18 protein-coding genes are annotated in these 17,372 nt (G+C 67.5%); 7 read left to right on the top strand and 11 right to left on the bottom strand.

The annotated features are described in order from the left end of the window. Positions 1-10 precede the first annotated feature (10 nt). Genes AC1DBE_RS08760 through ccsB form a run of 3 tightly spaced genes read left to right on the top strand, consistent with a single transcriptional unit; the run spans position 11 to position 3,692 of the window. A complete protein-coding gene (locus AC1DBE_RS08760; RefSeq protein ID WP_476903163.1) occupies positions 11-766 on the top strand; it encodes a cytochrome c biogenesis CcdA family protein in 756 nt (251 codons plus the stop codon). Beyond that, entirely contained in the window at positions 766-2,574 is a 1,809-nt protein-coding gene (resB, locus tag AC1DBE_RS08755; protein ID WP_476880177.1) for a cytochrome c biogenesis protein ResB, read from the top strand. Before AC1DBE_RS08760 ends, resB begins: the two co-directional genes overlap by 1 nt. Further along, on the top strand, positions 2,574-3,692 hold the full coding sequence (ccsB, locus tag AC1DBE_RS08750; RefSeq protein WP_476880176.1) for a c-type cytochrome biogenesis protein CcsB: 1,119 nt from the start codon (positions 2,574-2,576) through the stop codon (positions 3,690-3,692). Before resB ends, ccsB begins: the two co-directional genes overlap by 1 nt. Before the next feature lie 176 nt (positions 3,693-3,868). Here the strand turns inward: ccsB and AC1DBE_RS08745 are convergent, their stop codons facing one another. Together AC1DBE_RS08745 and AC1DBE_RS08740 are read right to left on the bottom strand one after the other, a co-directional pair. Next, the gene (locus tag AC1DBE_RS08745) at positions 3,869-4,807 is read right to left on the bottom strand and encodes a hypothetical protein (RefSeq protein WP_476970278.1); all 939 of its coding nucleotides are present in this window, start codon (positions 4,805-4,807) and stop codon (positions 3,869-3,871) included. A 397-nt stretch (positions 4,808-5,204) separates the two neighbouring features. Continuing rightward, positions 5,205-5,630 carry a PLD nuclease N-terminal domain-containing protein gene (locus AC1DBE_RS08740; protein WP_476970277.1) on the bottom strand — a complete coding sequence of 142 codons (426 nt, stop codon included), beginning with the start codon at positions 5,628-5,630 and terminating at the stop codon, positions 5,205-5,207. 72 nt (positions 5,631-5,702) lie between these two features. On the opposite strand from AC1DBE_RS08740, the gene AC1DBE_RS08735 reads away from it, so the two are divergent. Beyond that, on the top strand, positions 5,703-6,011 hold the full coding sequence (locus AC1DBE_RS08735) for a DUF4229 domain-containing protein (protein ID WP_476903161.1): 309 nt from the start codon (positions 5,703-5,705) through the stop codon (positions 6,009-6,011). Positions 6,012-6,281: 270 nt separating this feature from the next. Here the strand turns inward: AC1DBE_RS08735 and AC1DBE_RS08730 are convergent, their stop codons facing one another. The 7 genes from AC1DBE_RS08730 to AC1DBE_RS08700 all read right to left on the bottom strand — a co-directional run bounded on the left by AC1DBE_RS08730 (position 6,282) and on the right by AC1DBE_RS08700 (position 12,755). Beyond that, positions 6,282-7,163, bottom strand: coding sequence for a 1,4-dihydroxy-2-naphthoate polyprenyltransferase (locus tag AC1DBE_RS08730; protein ID WP_476970276.1), 882 nt, complete (start codon positions 7,161-7,163; stop codon positions 6,282-6,284). A gap of 46 nt (positions 7,164-7,209) precedes the next feature. Further along, positions 7,210-8,373 carry an AMP-binding protein gene (locus AC1DBE_RS08725; RefSeq protein ID WP_476970275.1) on the bottom strand — a complete coding sequence of 388 codons (1,164 nt, stop codon included), beginning with the start codon at positions 8,371-8,373 and terminating at the stop codon, positions 7,210-7,212. Between the two features lie 8 nt (positions 8,374-8,381). Next, the gene (locus AC1DBE_RS08720) at positions 8,382-9,335 is read right to left on the bottom strand and encodes a 1,4-dihydroxy-2-naphthoyl-CoA synthase (protein WP_476970274.1); all 954 of its coding nucleotides are present in this window, start codon (positions 9,333-9,335) and stop codon (positions 8,382-8,384) included. 21 nt (positions 9,336-9,356) lie between these two features. Next, complete coding sequence (locus AC1DBE_RS08715) at positions 9,357-9,797, bottom strand: VOC family protein (protein ID WP_476970273.1); 441 nt, start codon at positions 9,795-9,797, stop codon at positions 9,357-9,359. Between the two features lie 79 nt (positions 9,798-9,876). Continuing rightward, a complete protein-coding gene (locus AC1DBE_RS08710) occupies positions 9,877-10,626 on the bottom strand; it encodes a lysostaphin resistance A-like protein (RefSeq protein ID WP_476970272.1) in 750 nt (249 codons plus the stop codon). A gap of 117 nt (positions 10,627-10,743) precedes the next feature. Further along, a complete protein-coding gene (locus tag AC1DBE_RS08705; RefSeq protein ID WP_476970271.1) occupies positions 10,744-12,471 on the bottom strand; it encodes a hypothetical protein in 1,728 nt (575 codons plus the stop codon). Further along, positions 12,468-12,755, bottom strand: a complete 288-nt coding sequence (locus AC1DBE_RS08700; RefSeq protein WP_476878202.1) for a hypothetical protein — start codon at positions 12,753-12,755, stop codon at positions 12,468-12,470. Before AC1DBE_RS08700 ends, AC1DBE_RS08705 begins: the two co-directional genes overlap by 4 nt. Before the next feature lie 557 nt (positions 12,756-13,312). Between AC1DBE_RS08700 and AC1DBE_RS08695 the strand changes: the two genes are divergently transcribed. Continuing rightward, a complete protein-coding gene (locus AC1DBE_RS08695) occupies positions 13,313-14,770 on the top strand; it encodes an amino acid permease (RefSeq protein WP_476878201.1) in 1,458 nt (485 codons plus the stop codon). A 55-nt stretch (positions 14,771-14,825) separates the two neighbouring features. Here AC1DBE_RS08695 and AC1DBE_RS08690 read toward each other — a convergent pair whose 3' ends face one another. Next, on the bottom strand, positions 14,826-15,611 hold the full coding sequence (locus AC1DBE_RS08690) for a dienelactone hydrolase family protein (RefSeq protein WP_476970270.1): 786 nt from the start codon (positions 15,609-15,611) through the stop codon (positions 14,826-14,828). Between the two features lie 209 nt (positions 15,612-15,820). Then, entirely contained in the window at positions 15,821-15,997 is a 177-nt protein-coding gene (locus AC1DBE_RS08685) for a CsbD family protein (protein ID WP_476878199.1), read from the bottom strand. A gap of 146 nt (positions 15,998-16,143) precedes the next feature. Here AC1DBE_RS08685 and AC1DBE_RS08680 point away from each other — a divergent pair, with 146 nt between their 5' ends. Together AC1DBE_RS08680 and AC1DBE_RS08675 are read left to right on the top strand one after the other, a co-directional pair. Then, on the top strand, positions 16,144-16,635 hold the full coding sequence (locus AC1DBE_RS08680) for an SRPBCC family protein (RefSeq protein ID WP_476878198.1): 492 nt from the start codon (positions 16,144-16,146) through the stop codon (positions 16,633-16,635). Continuing rightward, a complete protein-coding gene (locus tag AC1DBE_RS08675) occupies positions 16,635-17,300 on the top strand; it encodes a pentapeptide repeat-containing protein (protein WP_476970269.1) in 666 nt (221 codons plus the stop codon). Before AC1DBE_RS08680 ends, AC1DBE_RS08675 begins: the two co-directional genes overlap by 1 nt. Positions 17,301-17,372: the final 72 nt, after the last annotated feature.

Raw genomic sequence — 17,372 nt, 5'->3', positions numbered from 1 at the left:
CATCAACGCCATGAACAGCCCCTTCGCCGAAGCCATCCTGAGCGGTTCGCTGCTGCTCGCCATCCCCGTGGCGCTGCTGGCCGGGTTTGTCTCCTTCCTTTCGCCCTGCGTGCTGCCCCTGGTCCCCGGCTACCTTGGCTACGTAACGGGGCTGACCGGCGTCGACCTGCAGAAGCAGCGTCGGGGCCGGATGCTGGCCGGCATCGGACTCTTCGTCCTCGGCTTCTCGGTGATCTTCGTCCTCCTCGGCGGGGCCTTCGGCCAGCTGGGCACACTGATCACCGGCTCGCAGAACGCCTGGGTGACGCAGGTGCTGGGGCTCGTGGTGATCGTGATGGGCGTGGTGTTCCTGGGCGGCTTCTCCTGGCTGCAGCGCGACGCCAAGATCCACGCGAAGCCGCCGGCCGGCCTGTGGGGCGCCCCGCTCCTGGGCATCACTTTCGGCCTGGGCTGGGCGCCGTGCATCGGCCCGACGTATTCGGCCGTCCAGCTGCTGAGCCTCTCCGGCGGGTCCTCCGCTGCCAAGGGCGCACTCCTGGCCTTCGTCTATAGCCTCGGGCTGGGCATCCCGTTCCTGCTGATCGCCCTGGCCGTCCGCCGCGGCATCGGTGTGCTGTCCTTCTTCCGGAAGCACCGGCTCGCCATCCAGCGCAGCGGCGGCGGCATCCTGATTGTGCTGGGCCTGCTGATGGCCAGCGGAGTGTGGGGCGCCTGGGTGTCCGGGCTGCAGTACTGGTTCCAAACCGATGTGACATTGCCGATCTGATGAGCGAGCGAGTGAACGTAGAGAATAAAACCCCGTCCCCCGGCACGCCCGGAACCGGTTCCAGCACCGTGGCGGAGGCCAAGTCGGACGCCGTGCTGCCCACGCTCGGGCCGCTGGGCATGCTCCGCTGGGCGTGGACGCAGCTGACCAGCATGCGCACCGCCCTATTCCTCCTGCTCCTGCTCGCCGTCGCGGCCGTGCCCGGTTCACTGTTCCCGCAGCGTCCCGCGAACCCCGCCATCGTGACGCAGTACATCAAGGACCACCCGGATTACGGCAAGCTCCTCGATTCGCTGCAGCTCTACGACGTCTATTCGTCGGCATGGTTCTCCGCCATCTACATCCTGCTGTTCATCTCCTTGATCGGCTGCGTGGTGCCCCGCGCGATCGTGCACTACAAGGCCATGCGCTCCCAGCCGCCGCGCACCCCGGCCCGGCTGTCCCGGCTGCCCGAATACGGAACCCTGGTGGTCCCCGCGGGTGCCGGGATCCCGGCGTCGGCCGCTATTGACGACGCCGCTGCCCTGCTGAAGAAGCGCGGCTACCGGGTGGAGGTCCGGGACCGCGACGGCGCCCGGCCCTCCCTGGGCGCGGAACGCGGCTTCCTCAAGGAAGTGGGCAACCTTGTCTTCCACACGGCCCTGATCGGGGTCCTGGTCTCCGTCGCCGCCGGCGGCCTGTTCGGGTACAGCGGCCAGCGGATCCTGGTCGAGGGCGACACGTTCGTGAACACCCTGGTGGGCTACGACCAGTTCACCCCGGGCACCAACTTCCAGAGCAGCCAGCTGGAGCCGTACTCCATCCAGCTGGACAAGTTCCACATCACGTTCGACCGGGAATCGAAGGGCAAGTTCGGCCAGCCCATCGACTTCAAGGCTGATGTCACCACCAAGGAAAACCCCGGTGCGCCTGCCAAAAAAGAGGTGCTGAAGGTCAACGATCCCCTCAGCCTCGGCGGCACCAGCATCTACCTGACCGGCAACGGCTACGCCCCCGTGGTCACCGTGCGGGACGGCAAGGGCAACATCGCCATGCAGGGCCCGGTGGTGGCCAAGCTGCAGGGCGAGAACTACTACTCCTCGGTGGTCATCAAGGTCCCGGACGCGAAACCGGAACAGCTGGCGTTCGCCGGCTTCTTCCTGCCCACCGCGTTCATCACCAAGGACGGAGTGTCCTTCAGCGGCGACCCCGAACTCTTCAACCCGCAGCTGACCCTCAACTCCTACTACGGCGACCTCGGCCTGGACAGCGGGTCCCCGCAGAACGTCTTCGAGCTCGACGTGAAGAAGCTGACGCCGCTGAACGCCCGAAACCTGCCCACGAAGGGCATTGTGCTGACCCCGGGCACCACCCACACGCTGCCCAACGGCAAGGGCACCATCAGTTTCGACGGCGTCAAGCGCTACGTCGGCGTGGACATCCACCACAACCCGGGCCAGGTGTATGCGCTCATCTTCGCGCTGCTCGCCGTCGCTGGCCTGGTCACCTCGCTGTACGTCAACCGCCGCCGCGTCTGGGTCCGCACCGGAACCCATGAGGATGGCCGGACCATGGTGGAATACGGGCTCCTCGCCCGCGGCGAGGACCACCGCCTGGCGGGCGAGGCCGCCGCCATCCGTGCACTGCTCTCCGCAGCATGGCCGGTGGACGAACCCGCCGCCGATTCCCAGCCTGCTCCCAGCGCGACAGCGGATAATGACCGGGCGGATGCAGGCGCCCAATCCGGCGTACAGACCGCCCCGGAACAACCCGCAACAGACTCCACCCAGTCCACAGCAGGCTCTCCCGAGTCAAAGAAGGATCAGTAATGTTCCCCATTAACGAAACCATGGGCCAGTACAGCGAGCTCTTTATGCTGCTCGCCGCAGGCACCTACACCGTGGCCTTCATCGCCTTCGCGTGGGACCTGGCCAAGAGCAGCAAGACGCTGCGCGCCGTGGACCTCAAGGCCGCGGAGCTCTCCGGTGCCGAGGCCGCCCGCGTCCCGGTGGGCGCAGGCGTTTCTGCCGGTGCCGGCGCAGGCGTCGGCGGTTCCTCCGCGGGTGTGGACCGGGCCGATTCCGACGTCAGCGGCCCGATCGGGCGCGCCGAGCGTCCGACGTCGTCCGTCTCCGGTGGGCAGGGGGCGGGCCTGACCGCCGACGGCGGCATGCGCTACGGCGGTGAACGCCGGGCTCCGGCGCGGGTCGCCGTCGCCCTCGCCGTGCTGGGTGCCGCCATCCACGCCGCCGGCGTCATCACCCGTGCCCTTGGCGCGGGCCGGGTGCCGTGGGGCAACATGTACGAGTTCCTGACCACGGGCGCCTTCGTCGCTGTGGCCGTCTTCCTGCTGGTGCTGATCCGCCGCGACCTGCGGTTCCTCGGCACCTTCGTGATCGGGCTGGCCATCATCATGCTGGTCGCCGCGTCCGTCGCGTTCTGGACCCCCGTGGGGCACCTCGTGCCGGCGCTGCAGAGCTACTGGCTGATCATCCACGTCTCCATCGCCGTGCTGTCCTCTGCGCTCTTCACGCTGACGTTCGCCATGTCGGCGCTGCAGCTGGTCCAGTCGCACCGGCAGAAGACCATTGCGGCCGGCGGGGCGGACAAGCTGGGCTTCATGCGCCTGGTCCCGAACGCGCTGAGCCTGGAGAACCTGTCCTACCGGATCAACGCGATCGCCTTCGTCGGCTGGACCTTCACGCTGATGTTCGGCGCCATCTGGGCCGAGAAGGCCTGGGGCCGGTTCTGGGGCTGGGACACCAAGGAAGTGTGGACGTTCGTGATCTGGGTGGTCTACGCCGGCTACCTGCACGCACGTGCCACCCGCGGCTGGACCGGGACCCGCGCGGCGTGGCTCTCGATCGTGGGCTACCTCTGCGTGGTCTTCAACTTCACCATCGTGAACCAGTTCTTCAACGGCCTGCACTCCTACTCGGGGCTGTAGGTTTCTGGGGGCGCGCCGGCCTAGTTGGTTCCGCCCGCGCGACGACGCTCGACGGTCCGCCACGCGCTACGCTCGACGATTCGCCACAAATGGCCGCTAAACCCCTCGGTTTAGCGGCCATTTGTGTCAGATGGACGACGTTGGCCCTCTAGACGGCGCAGGCCAACCCCTGTGGGTCAGCGCCGGGTGCTGTTGGTCTTGGGGGTCCAGCCGCGTTCGGCCAGCGCCGCCCGCACCCTGGTGACCGCCGTCGGCTCCATGCCGGGCGCGAACGGGGTCAGATCCCACTGCGTCAACACAACCACCCGCCACCCGGCGTCCCGCGCGTTTTCATCCCGAAAGATGTCGCTTCGCCGTTGGGTTGGATTGGCGTGGTGTCCGCCGTCGTACTGGATCGCGATCTTTTCCCGCTCATAAGACAGATCAGGATCCTGGATCCAGCCGCCGGTTGCGTCGAACATTGGAACGTTAATGGCCGGCTCGGGGAGGCCGTGGCGGGTCAGGAGCAGCCGGAGTTCCGTCTCTTTGGGCGAGTCCGTGCCGGCGCGAACCAGCGCCCGCGCCCGCATTGCGGGTCGGTAGCCCGGCATGCCGGCTCGACGCGCGAGGTAGGCGTCAAGCTCAGCCACGGTGGTGAAGGGATTCCGTCGACGCAGCAGATAGTCGCCTGCCATGACAAGTTCGTCCAGGCTCAGTGTGCCGGCGAGGTCGAACCACGTGCGCAGCGGGGAGGTGCATTGAACGCGGGCGCCGGCCACGATGTCGTCCGCTTCAAGGACGCCCTGATGACCCACGACATCCTTACGGCGCACGGCACGCTGGCCCCGCTGGCTTGTCAGGTGAACGACGGCGGGATTGGCCAGCGACGTAGGCAGCGGAAACCCCCACAGGACGGCGGCCGAAAGGTGGCTCACCACCGCACCCGTCACCGCGCACAACGCATGGAGCCGTTCCAGCAGTGTGTCTGGAAGCGAGGCGGCGGCACGCGCACCGTGGCAGGGGGTGACGAGGTCGCGCGCGCGGATCCGACGGCGGCTCAGCCCCTCTGCGCGGGCCTCCGCGACGGTGAAGGGTCTACTCCGAAGCTGTGGCGGGAGACTGCTCGGTTGGCGCATAGGAAAATTCTGGGCCCTACAGAAGGTCGTCGCGGCGTTATCCACAGGACAGGCGCGGTGTGGGGGAAGTAGTGGACTTGGGCCGTGCCGGCCGTTCGTGGATGTAGTAGCGCGGCGAAATGACAGAGATGGCCGCTATGGGTCTCCTGAAGCGGCCGTTTGTGGCAAATGGGCGTGCACGCGGGGCGTTGGGTGGGCCGGACAACGAGGTCCGTGGCGGGCCACTGGCGCGGGGAGCACGCCGAGATGACAGAGATGGCCGCTATGAGGCAGATGAAGCGGCCGTTTGTGGCAAATGGGCGTGCCTGCGGCGTGTGGGGATGCGACGGGCGGGTTGTGGGCGGCGTGCAGTCCGCGCCAAGCTGCGGGGACTGGGCCCACCTACACCCGGGTACCGCTACTTAACCTCGTCGGTGCCTTGCGTTGTGTCGCCGCTGCCGTGGGTTTCGCCGGAGTCCGGGCCGCGGTTCTCCCCGCTGTTGTTGCCGAGCTCGCGCTCCTTCGCGTCGAGTTCGGCCTTCAGCTTCTTGAGCCGGTCAGCCTCCGACTGGTTGCGCCGGCGCTGTTCGAGGTTGCGGAGGAAATCGGGGTCGTCGTCCGGCGCAGTGGGGTGCCGGTAGCTGACTGGGGCCTCCGGAGCCTGGCCCCGCGGCCGGCCGATCAGGAACCACAAAACCGCTCCGAGTACGGGGAGGACGATCTGCACTACGATCCAGGCAGGCTTGGAAATGCCCTTTGTCAGGCGTGCGTCGGTCCGGATGAGGTCGATGAGACCGTAGATAAAAACGACCAGTACAAGGATTGGTACCACGACACGGAGCATAGCTTCAGTTTAGCCTCCGCGCGAGCTTCCGGCGTCGGGCGGCGGCCCGGCCAGGACGGCTAAACTGGGTACGTGGCTTTCCTGAAATACTCCCTGATCCGTCTCGCGCTATTCGCCCCGCTGTTTGCGCTGTTCATCTACCTGCAGCTCGGCTGGCTGCTGGCCGCCCTCTGCGCGGGGATGATGGCTTTCGCCATCAGCTTCCTCTTCTTCCAGAAGCAGCGCGACGAGGCCACCGCCGCCATTCACTCGCGCCTCTCGGGCCAGGCCAAGCCGCTGCGCAGCGCCGGGGAGATCGACGACGCCGACGCCGAGGACCGCCTCGTCGACCAGCACCCGGACGTCACCGTCCGAAACGAGATCCGCCCCAAGGACTCCTAGGTTTCGGAGGTCCCGCGGCGGAGGCTAGGCCCGCAGCCGAGGCCAGGTGCCGGGAGGCCCGGGGGATTCCGCGGCAGGGGCCAGGTGCCGGGAGGCCCGGGGGATTCCGCGGCGGAGGCTAGGCCCGCAGCCGAGGCCAGGTGCCGGGAGGCCCGGGAAGTTCCGCGGCCGAGGCCAGGTGCCGGGAGGCACCGGAGGTTCCGTGGCCGACGCTAAGTCCCGGCAGCCCCTCGCCGGCTCCGGCGAACCCCCCGAATAACCGACCCTGCCCTAGAACCCGCGGCTCAGCACCAGGCCCAGCGAGAACAGCACGGCGTAGCCCAGGTTGATCAAGCCGGTCTGCTTCAGCACCGGGATCAGGCTCTTGCGGCGGCGGCCCGCGATCATCAGCCACGACGGCATCAGGATGGCCGGGATCAGCAGCAGCACAATCAACATCCACGGCCGTCCCGGCGCCAGCACAATCACCAGCAGGATCGCCACGGCCAGCATCAGCACGTAGCTTTCCCGGGCGTGCTTGTCGCCGAGGCGCACAGCCAGGGTCTTCTTCCCGGCCACACGGTCGGTGGGGATGTCCCGCACGTTGTTGGCCATCAGCAGGGCGCAGGCGATCAGGCCCGTGCCGATCGCGCCGATGATGGCCGCGACGCTGAGCTGTCCGGCCTGGGTGTAGGTGGTGCCCAGCGTGGCCACCAGCCCGAAGAACACAAACACAAACAGGTCGCCCAGGCCGAGGTAGCCGTAGGGGTTCTTACCGCCGGTGTAGCCCCACGCCGCCATCACGCAGCCCACACCCACCAGGATGAGCCACCAGGCCTGCGTGATGATGACCAGGACCAGCCCGAACAGCATCGCCAGGCCGAACGCAGCGAAGGCGGCACGCTTGACGTGTTCCGGCTTGGCCACACCGGATCCCACCAGCCGCAGCGGGCCCACCCGGTCCTCGTCGGTGCCGCGGATACCGTCGGAGTAGTCGTTGGCGAAGTTCACGCCGATCTGGAGCAGCAGGGCCACCAGGGCTGCCAGTAGGGCGTTGACCGGGCGGAACGCGTTCATCTCGTAGGCCGCGGCGGACCCGATCAGGACCGGAGCGACCGCAGCCGGCAGGGTGCGCAGGCGGGCGCCTTGGATCCATTGTGCGGCTGTGGCCACGGTCAGTACCTCGTTGGTTCGGTGGTGATCTGGTGGAAGGACTTTTCTATTTTCCCCGATGACGGGCGTCCAGCAGAACACTCATGCCCAGCCGGTCAGGTTTGCCGTTGGGAAGCATCATCAGTTCCGCGGCGGTCAGCACGGTTTTCGGGACCAGCGCGCCGGTCAGGGCACCCGCGGCACCACTGAGAATCCCGGCGGTAAAGGCCTCGGCCGCTTCGGCGGAGCCATCGGCCAGCACCACGTAGGCGGCCAGGGCCTGTCCCCACTCGGCGGACGGCACCCCCGCCACGAACGCCGCCTGCACACCCTCAAGCCGCTCCAACTCCGCCTGCACGTGCGCGGCGGAGACTTTCACGCCGCCGGTGATCACGACGTCGTCCGCGCGCCCCAGCACTGTGAGAGTCCCGTCGGGCGCGAACTCCCCGAGGTCATTGGTCCGGTACCAGCGGATCCCGCCGTCGTCGACAAAGGTCGCGGCGGTCAGCTCCGGCTCGTCGAGATAGCCGGCGGCGATGGTCGCCCCGCCTAGCAAGATCCGTCCGTCGGGCGCGATCTTGACCTCGACGCCGTCCAGCGGCACGCCGTCGTACACGCACCCACCGCAGGTCTCGGCAGAACCATAGGTGGTGACCACCCGGACACCGGCATCCCGGGCCGCCGCGAGGAGGTCCGCCGACGCCGGGGCGCCGCCCAGCAGTACGGCGTTGAAGCGCCGGAGCACGGCCAGGGTCTCCTGGGACGGCGAGTCGAGCAGGCGCTGCAGCTGGGTGGGCACCAGGGACGTGAACCGGAGTTTGTCCGTCAGTTCCTGCGCAGCGGCGGTGAAGGCCTCTGCGGTGAACCCGTCGGAGAGGTCCATGGCCCAGGGGCGGGTGCCGGCGAACAGCGACCGGACCAGGACCTGGACGCCGGCCACGAACTGCACGGGCAGCGCCAGCAGCCACTGGCCCTCGCCCTTGAGCGCCATGGCTGTCGCCATGGAGGAGGCCGCAAGGGCGTCCACGGTCAGGACCGTGGCTTTGGGCGCGCCGGTGGACCCAGAGGTCCGGACCACAACGGCGGCATCCTCGATGCCGGGCGTTTCCACCCGCGAGACGGCGGGGGAGCCATCCGGCCCGGCGGAGAGTTCGACGGCGGGACCCTCCCCGCCGAGGGCGGCGGCAAGGGCGGCGAGGGCGGGCTCGATGTCTACCGCTACGGAGGTCATGGCGCGGCCTAGAAGTAGTGCGGGAAGTTGGACCAGTCGGGATCGCGCTTTTCGAGGAAGGCTTCCTTGCCCTCCACGGCCTCGTCCGTCATGTACGCCAGCCGCGTCGCCTCGCCGGCGAACACCTGCTGGCCGGCCAGGCCGTCGTCAGCCAGGTTGAAGGCGAACTTCAGCATCCGGATGGCCTGCGGGGACTGCCGGGCGATGTCGGCGGCGTATTCCAGCGCCACTTCCTCGAGCCGCTCGTGGTCGACGGCCTCGTTCACCGCGCCCATCCGGACCATGTCCTCAGCGGAATATTCGCGGGCGAGGAAGAAGATTTCGCGGGCTGATTTCTGCCCGATCTGGCGGGCCAGCAGGGCCGAGCCATATCCGGCGTCGAAGCTGCCCACGGTCGCGTCGGTCTGCTTGAACTTGCCGTGCTGCCGGGACGCGATGGTGAGGTCTGAGACGACGTGCAGGGAGTGCCCGCCGCCGGCCGCCCAGCCATTGACGACGGCGATGACCACCTTGGGCATGGTCCGCATCAGGCGCTGGACCTCGAGGATGTGCAGGCGGCCCGCGCGGGCCGGATCGATCGTTTCCGTCGTCTCGCCGTTTGCGTACCGGTAGCCGTCGCGGCCGCGGATCCGCTGGTCGCCGCCGGAGCAGAACGAGTGGCCGCCGTCCTTGGGGGAGGGGCCGTTGCCGGTCAGCAGGACGGTGGCGACATCCGGGCTCATCCGGGCGTGGTCCATGGCCCGGTAGAGCTCATCGACGGTGCCGGGCCGGAACGCGTTGCGTACCTCGGGCCGGTTGAAGGCGATCCGGACGGTGGGCAGGTCCCGCACCACGGTGCCGTCCGCGGCGCGCTCCACCTGCCGGTGGTACGTGATGTCCTGGAAGTCGTCGAAGCCGGTCACGGTGCGCCAGCGGGTGGGGTCAAAGACGTCGGACACCTTGGCGGGGATTTCGTTGCTCACAGTCCGAGTGTAGTAATCGACTCAGCTGATGCAGAACTCGTTGCCCTCCGGGTCCGCCATGGTGTGCCAGGAATGCGGGCCCTCATTGGCAGTCCAGAGGAACGTGGCGCCGCGCGCTTCCAGGGCGGCCCGTGCCGCGTCCTTGTCCGCCCCGGCCAGGTTCACGTCCCAGTGGATCCGGTTTTTCACGGTCTTCGGCTCGGGCGCTGTCTGGAACAGGATTCTGCGGGTGGGCGGCTTGGCATCGAGGTCCCCCGGCGGACGGATCGCGGCGCCGGTCAGCCAGACCAGCTTCCCGTGGTGCAGCTTGGTCTCCGCGTCCGTCGCGAAGCCCTGCTCGATCATGGACCGGATAAAGGCCTCATCCGGCGGTTCGACGGCCCATTCCAGGGTCTCGGCCCACCAGTCGGCAAGGGCATGCGGGTCAAGGCAATCGACAGCTATCTGGATGTTCAGTGCCATGGGAAAAACCTACGACGACGGCGGCCCGGAAGCTAGGTGCCGGGCGGAAGTTCCGCCCCGTACCGGCTTTTTGGGCGGCCTACTGGAGCTGCTCGAGGACTTCGGGCGGGATCGCGTAGATAAAGATGACGGCCAGCAGGTTCTTGGCGGCGTGGACTGAATACGAAAACATAAGGTTCTTGCCGGTCCAGACGTAGGCGAACACCAAAACCGCCCCCATAGCGAGATACGGCATAAGGGCCGGCAGGGTCAGCGCTTCCTGGCCCACGATGTGCAGGGCCGCGAACAGCACCACTGACAGGGCGCAGCACACCCAGATGTTCAGCCGCCGGCTCAGTTTGCCGATCAGCAGATGCCGGAAGATGTACTCCTCGACGAACGGCCCCACAATCACCAGCAGCGGCACCATCAGCCAGGCGGGAACCTGTTGCATCAGGGCCTGCAGTCCTGCCTGGTTGGCGGACGTCTGCGGCGGACCGGTGACGGCGACCAGGACGGCGGTGAGGATCATCGCGGCCACCACGGCCAGGGGCACCATCAGCAGGGTGAACCACGGCCTGGTGGCCAGCACCCGGAGATCCCGGCGCGCCACCTGGTGGGCGGCGGAGAGGGCAAGCAGGCCGATGGCCGCGTAAAACACCAGGTTCACGGCGTAAGTGACGACAGCCGGGTTGGACGAGAGGTGCACCACCAGCGGGGCGAGCAGCCCGGACGCGGTGGCGAAGAACGCCGCAACCGCCACATAGGTGCCGGCGGTGACGTAGTCCAGCCGGGAGAAGGCATACAGTTCGGGACGCGGCGCGGGTGGTTGTCGGAGTGCGGTGCCCATGCCACCAAGCCTAGCCCGCGCGGCGGGCCCGCGCGGTGGGCCTGGGTGGGTCCGGAGACAGCTAACGCCCGGGCCGAGGGCGCCGGGCGTTAGCTGTGGTGGATACGGTGCGGAGTCCTAGCGGAAGAGCGCCGAGTAGGTTCCCATGATGATCCGGTCACCCGGGGTGGACTTGCGGATGTAATCCACCACGGCCCAGTCATCGAGCGAGATGCAGCCCGCCGTCGGGATCTTGTTCATGTGCAGGAAGATGGCGAAACCGGCGTCCTGGACGATGGTGGGCCGGTTGTAGTTGATGACCACGCCCTGCCGGTAGTAGCCCAGGCTGGCGAACCACCACATGTTCTCGTCCCAGCCRACCCASGASGAGGACTCGTGGTACTTGTTGTASGTSGSCGTCCASGGGTTGCCGCCCCAGCGYGAGCGSGGRTTSAGCGTGCGGTATGCCAGTTTGGTGCCCGGGTTGCCGAGACCAAACGCCTCGGTCACGGAGAAGGATCCCGTGGGCGAGAACAGGTTCCGGGTGGGGCCGGACGGAACTCCCGGCGGCTTGAACCCGGATTTGCCCACGTACCCGTCGGTGCGCCAGTCCGGGACATACGTTCCGGCGATCTTCATGCAGTACAGGTTGGTCGCATGGTTCAGCCCGTATCCCTGGGTCCAGGTCAGCAGCACACGGTTCGCGCCGTACGTGGAGTACTTGGACTTGCCGTTGTTCAGGTTCTGGCACTCCGACATCCCGAAGATCCGGTACCCGGGTTTGACGGTCCAGCCCACAAAGCCGCGCTGGAACGCCTGGATGCACTGGCCCGGGACGCATTTCTCGTTGGCCAGCGGGTAGCCCAGGCTGCTCCGGGTCTCGCCGACCCGGAGGTACCGGGCGCCGAGGGCGCCGCGGGAAATCCAGGCTCCGGTGGCCGAGGACCAGTAGACGGTTCCGCCCTGGAAACGCTGCAGGCATCCGCCGGCGGCCTGCCCGCACGCCTTCGCGGTGGTGGGATAGCCCATCACGCCGGCCTGTGCGCCGGAGGCCTTCCAGCGGGTGTAAATGACGCCCTGGACAACCCGGGCCGCGGTTTTCGGGGACCAGAACACGGCGCCGTTGGCGAAGTACTGGTAGCAGCCCCGGGCGGTCAGTCCGCAGACCTCGGCCGTGCTTGGCAGCCCGAGTCCGGCGGCTTCACCCTGTGCCCGCCATAGGTTTCCGATCCCGCCGCGGGACCAGATCTGCTGGACTCCCTTGGTGGTCCAAGTCAGGAAGCGGCCGCTGGAGAACTTCTGGATGGTCCCGCCCGCCACCGCGGTTTCGTCGGTGACAGGGTAGCCGTACAGGGCCGCTCCGCCCTTCGCATGCCACCAGGGGCCGGTGTGGCCCGCGGTCCGCAGGACCAGCCGGGCGCCCGTTGCCGCGGTCCAGTAGACCGATCCGCCGGCGAACGCCTGGCTGCAGACGTCGCCGGAACACAGCTGGTTCGCCGTCGGAGCGCCGAGGGCGCCGGCGGCACCGCTCAGCGAGGTCCACTTCAGGCCGATCGGGCCGACGACGACGACGGGATCCGGCGCCGGCGGGGGAGTCAGGGTGGGTGCCGGGGTTGGTGTTGGGTCGACCGCCGGTGAGGTCGGATCCGGGGTGGCCGTGGTGGTCGGCGTCGGGCTGATGACCGGCGCGGGATCGGCCGGTGCCGGGGCGGAGCCGGTCGGTGACGGGGTGTCCGTCGGCGTCGCCGTAGGGCTGGCGGTGTCCGAGGGCGCCGGAGTAGCGGTCTCCGCGAATGCCGGGGCGACGGCGAGCGGGCCGGCCGCCAGGCCAAAAACCACCGCCGAGACAAGAAGTAGTTTTTTCATGGGGCATCCTCTACGGAAACGACCGGCGTGCAGGCCGTGGTTTTGTCCTTCGTCTTGGCGAAGTCGGGTGCATCGACGTCGGCCGACTGGCCGGCCGCGATGGTCTTGGTGATGATCGTGTGCCCTGCCACCAGGGGACCCGCGGTGACCGCGATCGCCACGGTGAACACCTTGCTCTTGGTGCTGGTGTTATCGAGGGTTCCCTTGAACGACCAGGACCCGTCCGCGGAGGGGCTGCAGGAGTACTGCCGCCAGGCGTAGGGCGCGTTCAGGGATGTGGACACGTCGGCGGGCGCGGACGTGTCCGGTGCCGCCGATCCTGACGCTGATGATGTTGGTGCGGATGGTGCTGCGGTGGTGCCGGCGCTGGATGTGGCGGGCCCTGGGCCGCCGCTTGAACACCCCGCTAAAGCGAGAAGCAGCACTGCAGGCAGTAGCGCTCTCCGTTTCATAGTCTCCCCCTGACTCACGGCACTTCTGCCATGGCCTGCAACGAAGTGTGCAGGCGAACCGGCGGGGAAGTTCCCGCCGGTTCGCTCAGAGTAATGGAAACAACGGCCTGACCAGCGTTTATGTATCAAAACGTTGTCTAAAAATGCGTATTCGCGGCGGTCCGGGTGCCGCGGCGGGGCGTCCTCCGGGCAGCCGAAGATGTTGCCCGCGTCACGGTGCGGCCCCGAAAGCTAGTACTATGGACGAGCCGCGCGACGCTGCGACCCCCTGTGAGTTCCGGTCCCCGTCCCTGTCCGCCTTCCTCCGCTGAGGGCGCAGGACGGGCCTGTGCCTGTGCTCCCGGAGCCGCCTCCCGCTGCGGCGCTACCCCGACATACAAGGAACAGTTGTGCCACAAAGTACTTCCACAGAAGCCAAGAGCGCGCCGGAGCAAACCGCCGTCGACTCGACCCTCAGCGCCGAGGGTTACAAGAAGTCCCTGAGCGGCCGCCAGGTCACCATGATCGCCATGGGCGGCGCGATCGGCGTCGGCCTCTTTATGGGAGCCGGCGGCCGGCTGGCTTCCACCGGCCCCGCGCTGATTTTCTCCTACGCCATCGCCGGCGTAATCGCCTACCTGCTGATGCGGGCCCTGGGCGAGCTGATCATGTACCGCCAGACCTCCGGCTCCTTCGTCAGCTACGCCGGGGAGATGTTCGGTAAGAAGGGCGCCTACCTCTCCGGTTGGATGTACTTCATCAACTGGGCCATGACCGGAATCGCGGAGCTGATCGCGATCGGCCTGTACTTCCAGTTCTTCTTCCCCAACGTGCCGGTCGAGTTGACGGCCATCGCGGCGCTGCTGCTGCTGGTGGGCGTGAACCTGCTGAGCGTTAAGGCGTTCGGCGAATTCGAATTCTGGGCCTCGGTCCTCAAGGTCGCCGCCATCCTGATCTTCCTGGCCGTCGGCACCTTCATGGTGGTCACCAACGCCAAGGTCGGCAACGGCCACGCCTCCGTGACCAACCTCTTTGCCGGCGACGGCGGGATGTTCCCCAAGGGTGCCCTGGTGATGATCCTGGTCCTCAACGCCGTGATCTTCGCCTACAACGCGATCGAACTTGTCGGCATCACCGCCGGCGAAATGGAGGACCCGGCCAAGGAGGTCCCGAAGGCCATCCGCGCCGTCGTCATCCGCATCGTGGTGTTCTACGTCGGTTCGGTCACCCTGCTGGCCATGCTCCTGCCCTCTGACCAGTACAAGGCCGGCACCTCGCCCTTCGTCACCGTCTTCGGCCAGATGGGCCTGCCGTGGATGGGCGATGTGATGAACATGATCGTCATCACCGCGGCGCTGTCCTCCTGCAACTCGGGCCTGTACTCGATCGGCCGGATCTTCCGCACCATGGCCAACAACGGGCACGCCCCGCAGTGGCTGACCCGGATGTCCAAGAGCCACGTACCCTACGCCGCGATCCTGGCGATCGGCGCGGTCTACCTCGTGGGCATCCTGCTGAACATCTGGCTGGGCGGCTCCCACGCGTTCGACCTCGCCCTGAACACCGCCTCGATCGGCGTCATTTTCACCTGGGGCTCCATCTTCGCCAGCCAGATCGCGCTGCGGAAGATCAAGGGCAACGCCTCGTCCCTGCCGATGCCGGGTTCGCCGTGGACCAGCTGGGCCGGCCTGGTGGCACTGCTCGCCATTACGGTGCTGATCGGTTTCGACACGATGACCAGCAAGACCGGCGAGGTGTTCCAGCTGGGCCTGTGGACCCTCGCGACCATCCCGTTCTTCGCGGTGGTGCTCTGGCTCGGCTGGCAGAAGGTCAAGCACAACGAACCCAAGAGCGAGCTCTTCAGCTAGTCTCCAGCCCCATCGATTACTCCGTAACCGCCGTTTTGGGGTCCCAAAAGGGCGGTTACGGAGCAGTCGATCCGGGATTCTCCAGGTACCGGCCGAAGTGTTCCTCGATCCGGTGCCAGGCCTCGGGGGCCGACTGCGGATCCGGGCCCACCCCAAGGACGCGGAACAGCGGACGCAGGGGCCTGGGCCCGATCTCGGCGTCGTTGAGGAATGAGTGGCCGGCAGTTTCGAATTCCTTGATGTCGTGCACCACTCCCAGCGTCCCGAGCACCGCTTCCAGCTGCGCCGCCCCGTTCCGCAGCCCACGGTCCTTCGCGCCGAAGTTGGCAACGATCGGACAGGCGCCGGCGAGGGCCGTTTCCGGGTCCTTCGGCAGCCGCCCGTAGTTCACGGCCGCGGCGTCGAACCCGTCATTGGCCAGCAGGAGCGCGAAACCGCCGCCCATGCAGAAGCCAATCACGCCGATCTTCCCGGTGGTGCGGCCCGAATCCAAGAGCCACTGCCGTGCGGCGGCGAGATCCGTGAACGCACGTCCCTGCCCCGCCGTGACGGCGCGCATGGTCGACACGAGGCAGCGTCGCGCGCCGCCGTCGCTGAACAGGTCCACCACCAGCGTCAGGTAACCGGCGGCGGCCATCCGTTCCGCGTGCCGGATAGTGATGTCATCGAGCCCGAACGCTTCGTGGATCATCAGCAGGGCCGGAAACGGCCCGTCCCCGGCCGGCTCGGCGAGGTAGCCGTAAAGACGGGGCGAGCCCCCGGCCGCCATACCGGCCGCGCTCAGGTCGACATTGTGCCGCTCTGTATCCGGGCCGCTCGGGTCCGAAGCTTTCCTGGCCATCTGCGCTCCTGTGGTGTCCTGCCCGCTGGTCGCGGGCGGTTGCCGACAGTCTTGCACTGAAGCGCGCCGGGTGCGCGCCGGAAGCCCCGGGTGTGCACCGCGTGCGCGCCGGGGGCTCCCAAGATCCGGCCGGGCACCAAAGTGAAAAGAGCACAAAAAACGGCGCCGGACGTCCCCCAAAGGAACGCCCGACGCCGTCTATGTGCGGATTAGTCGCGCTTGAACGCGTCCTTGGCGTTCTCGCCAACCTTCTTCGCGTCGGCAACGACCTGGTCCTTCTGGCCTTCGGCCTTCAGCTGGTCATTGTCCGTGGCGTTTCCGGTAGCTTCCTTGGCCTTGCCGCCGAGGTGCTCCGCTTCGTTCTGAATCTTGTCTCCGATACCCATGGTGTGCTCCACCTTTCGTTTCCGGTTGAAATTCAACGCAGTTTTAGCCTAACACGAAGCATGCTTACTAATTCAAGTCCTTTTTTCGGCGGACTTCGGCCAGGGTGTGGCTGAGGGATCTTGGGGCGCCGGACTAGGCTCGAACCATGGAGTTAAAAACCACCCTCACCCAGCACGTGAACGCCCCGGCGGCCAAGGTGTGGGCCGTCGTGACGGACATTCCCGGCTCGCCCGCAACCCTGTCCGCCGTCCAATCCGTCCAGCTCATCACCGGCAGCGCCTATGCCGAAGGGACCCGCTGGCGGGAGACCCGGACCATGTTCGGCCGGCCCGAGACCGTGGAGATGTGGGTTTCCCGCTGCGAACCGCCCTCCCCGGGACGCGCTGGCAGTGCGGGGAGCACCGGAAGCACCACCGTGCAGGCCCGGCAGAGCGGCACCGACTACACGTCCCGGTTCAGCCTGGCGGAGCGCGACGGCGGCACGGACCTCACCCTGACGTTCACCGCCGTTCCCGTCCGGACCACCCGGCTCGCCAGGGCCGCGATGGTGGTTTTTGGCCCGCTGGGGATGAGGCTCACGCGCAAGGGCCTGGCCCGGGACCTCGCCGAGATCGCCGGCAAAGCGGAAGGCCTCTGATGGCGGCGTCGGGGAAATCCAAAATCACCGCGCCGCGGCTCGCGCCGGTCCGCCTCCCGGACCTCGTCGATGATCCCGCGCCGCAGTTCCGCCGCGGGATGAGGTACGACGGCGTCCGATACAGCCGGGCGGACGCCGACGGACTGGAGCTCAGCGGCACCGACTTCGCCGAATGCGAGTTCAACGGCGCCTCGTTCAACGAGACCCAGTTGCGCGGTGCCGGGTTCCGGGACAGCATCCTGGCCGAGGTGTATGCCCCGGTGCTGACGGCCGCGCGCTCACACCTGCGCGACGTCGAGATCCGCAATCCGCGCTGGGGCTCGGCGGAACTGTATGAGAGCGGCTGGCAGTCCGTGCGGATCGACGGTGGCAAGCTGGACTACGTCAATTTCCGGGGGTCCAAACTGACCGACGTGCAGATCAGCGACTGCATCATCAACGAACTGGACCTGGGCTCCTGCACCGCCACCCGGGTCGCGCTGAAGAACTGCATCATCGGAAGCGTGGACTTCAGCGGCGCCCGGCTCAAGGATTTTGACCTCCGCAGCACGGAATTTCGCTCTGTGAGCGGCTTGGGCAGCCTCTCCGGCGTCGTCGTCGACGAGTACCAGCTCACCCTGCTCGCCCCCTTGCTGGCAGGCCACCTGGGCATCACGGTCGCCTGAGCCCGGCGGCGTCATCAGGGGCCGTCCGGTTGACCCCGCTGGGCCGGTGTGTAATCTTTATAGAACGAACGG

This window comes from Arthrobacter sp. 10T416, assembly GCF_056394165.1.
This window is presented reverse-complemented; position numbering and strand designations above follow the sequence as displayed.

What these genes read in the sequence shown, in the direction of transcription:
- AC1DBE_RS08760 (WP_476903163.1), top strand. Translation starts at nt 11, where the DNA reads ATGAACAGCCCCTTCGCCGAAGCCATCCTGAGCGGTTCGCTGCTGCTC.
- resB (WP_476880177.1), top strand. Translation starts at nt 766, where the DNA reads ATGAGCGAGCGAGTGAACGTAGAGAATAAAACCCCGTCCCCCGGCACG.
- ccsB (WP_476880176.1), top strand. Translation starts at nt 2,574, where the DNA reads ATGTTCCCCATTAACGAAACCATGGGCCAGTACAGCGAGCTCTTTATG.
- AC1DBE_RS08745 (WP_476970278.1), bottom strand. Translation starts at nt 4,807, where the DNA reads ATGCGCCAACCGAGCAGTCTCCCGCCACAGCTTCGGAGTAGACCCTTC.
- AC1DBE_RS08740 (WP_476970277.1), bottom strand. Translation starts at nt 5,630, where the DNA reads ATGCTCCGTGTCGTGGTACCAATCCTTGTACTGGTCGTTTTTATCTAC.
- AC1DBE_RS08725 (WP_476970275.1), bottom strand. Translation starts at nt 8,373, where the DNA reads ATGACCTCCGTAGCGGTAGACATCGAGCCCGCCCTCGCCGCCCTTGCC.
- AC1DBE_RS08715 (WP_476970273.1), bottom strand. Translation starts at nt 9,797, where the DNA reads ATGGCACTGAACATCCAGATAGCTGTCGATTGCCTTGACCCGCATGCC.
- AC1DBE_RS08710 (WP_476970272.1), bottom strand. Translation starts at nt 10,626, where the DNA reads ATGGGCACCGCACTCCGACAACCACCCGCGCCGCGTCCCGAACTGTAT.
- AC1DBE_RS08690 (WP_476970270.1), bottom strand. Translation starts at nt 15,611, where the DNA reads ATGGCCAGGAAAGCTTCGGACCCGAGCGGCCCGGATACAGAGCGGCAC.
- AC1DBE_RS08685 (WP_476878199.1), bottom strand. Translation starts at nt 15,997, where the DNA reads ATGGGTATCGGAGACAAGATTCAGAACGAAGCGGAGCACCTCGGCGGC.
- AC1DBE_RS08680 (WP_476878198.1), top strand. Translation starts at nt 16,144, where the DNA reads ATGGAGTTAAAAACCACCCTCACCCAGCACGTGAACGCCCCGGCGGCC.
- AC1DBE_RS08675 (WP_476970269.1), top strand. Translation starts at nt 16,635, where the DNA reads ATGGCGGCGTCGGGGAAATCCAAAATCACCGCGCCGCGGCTCGCGCCG.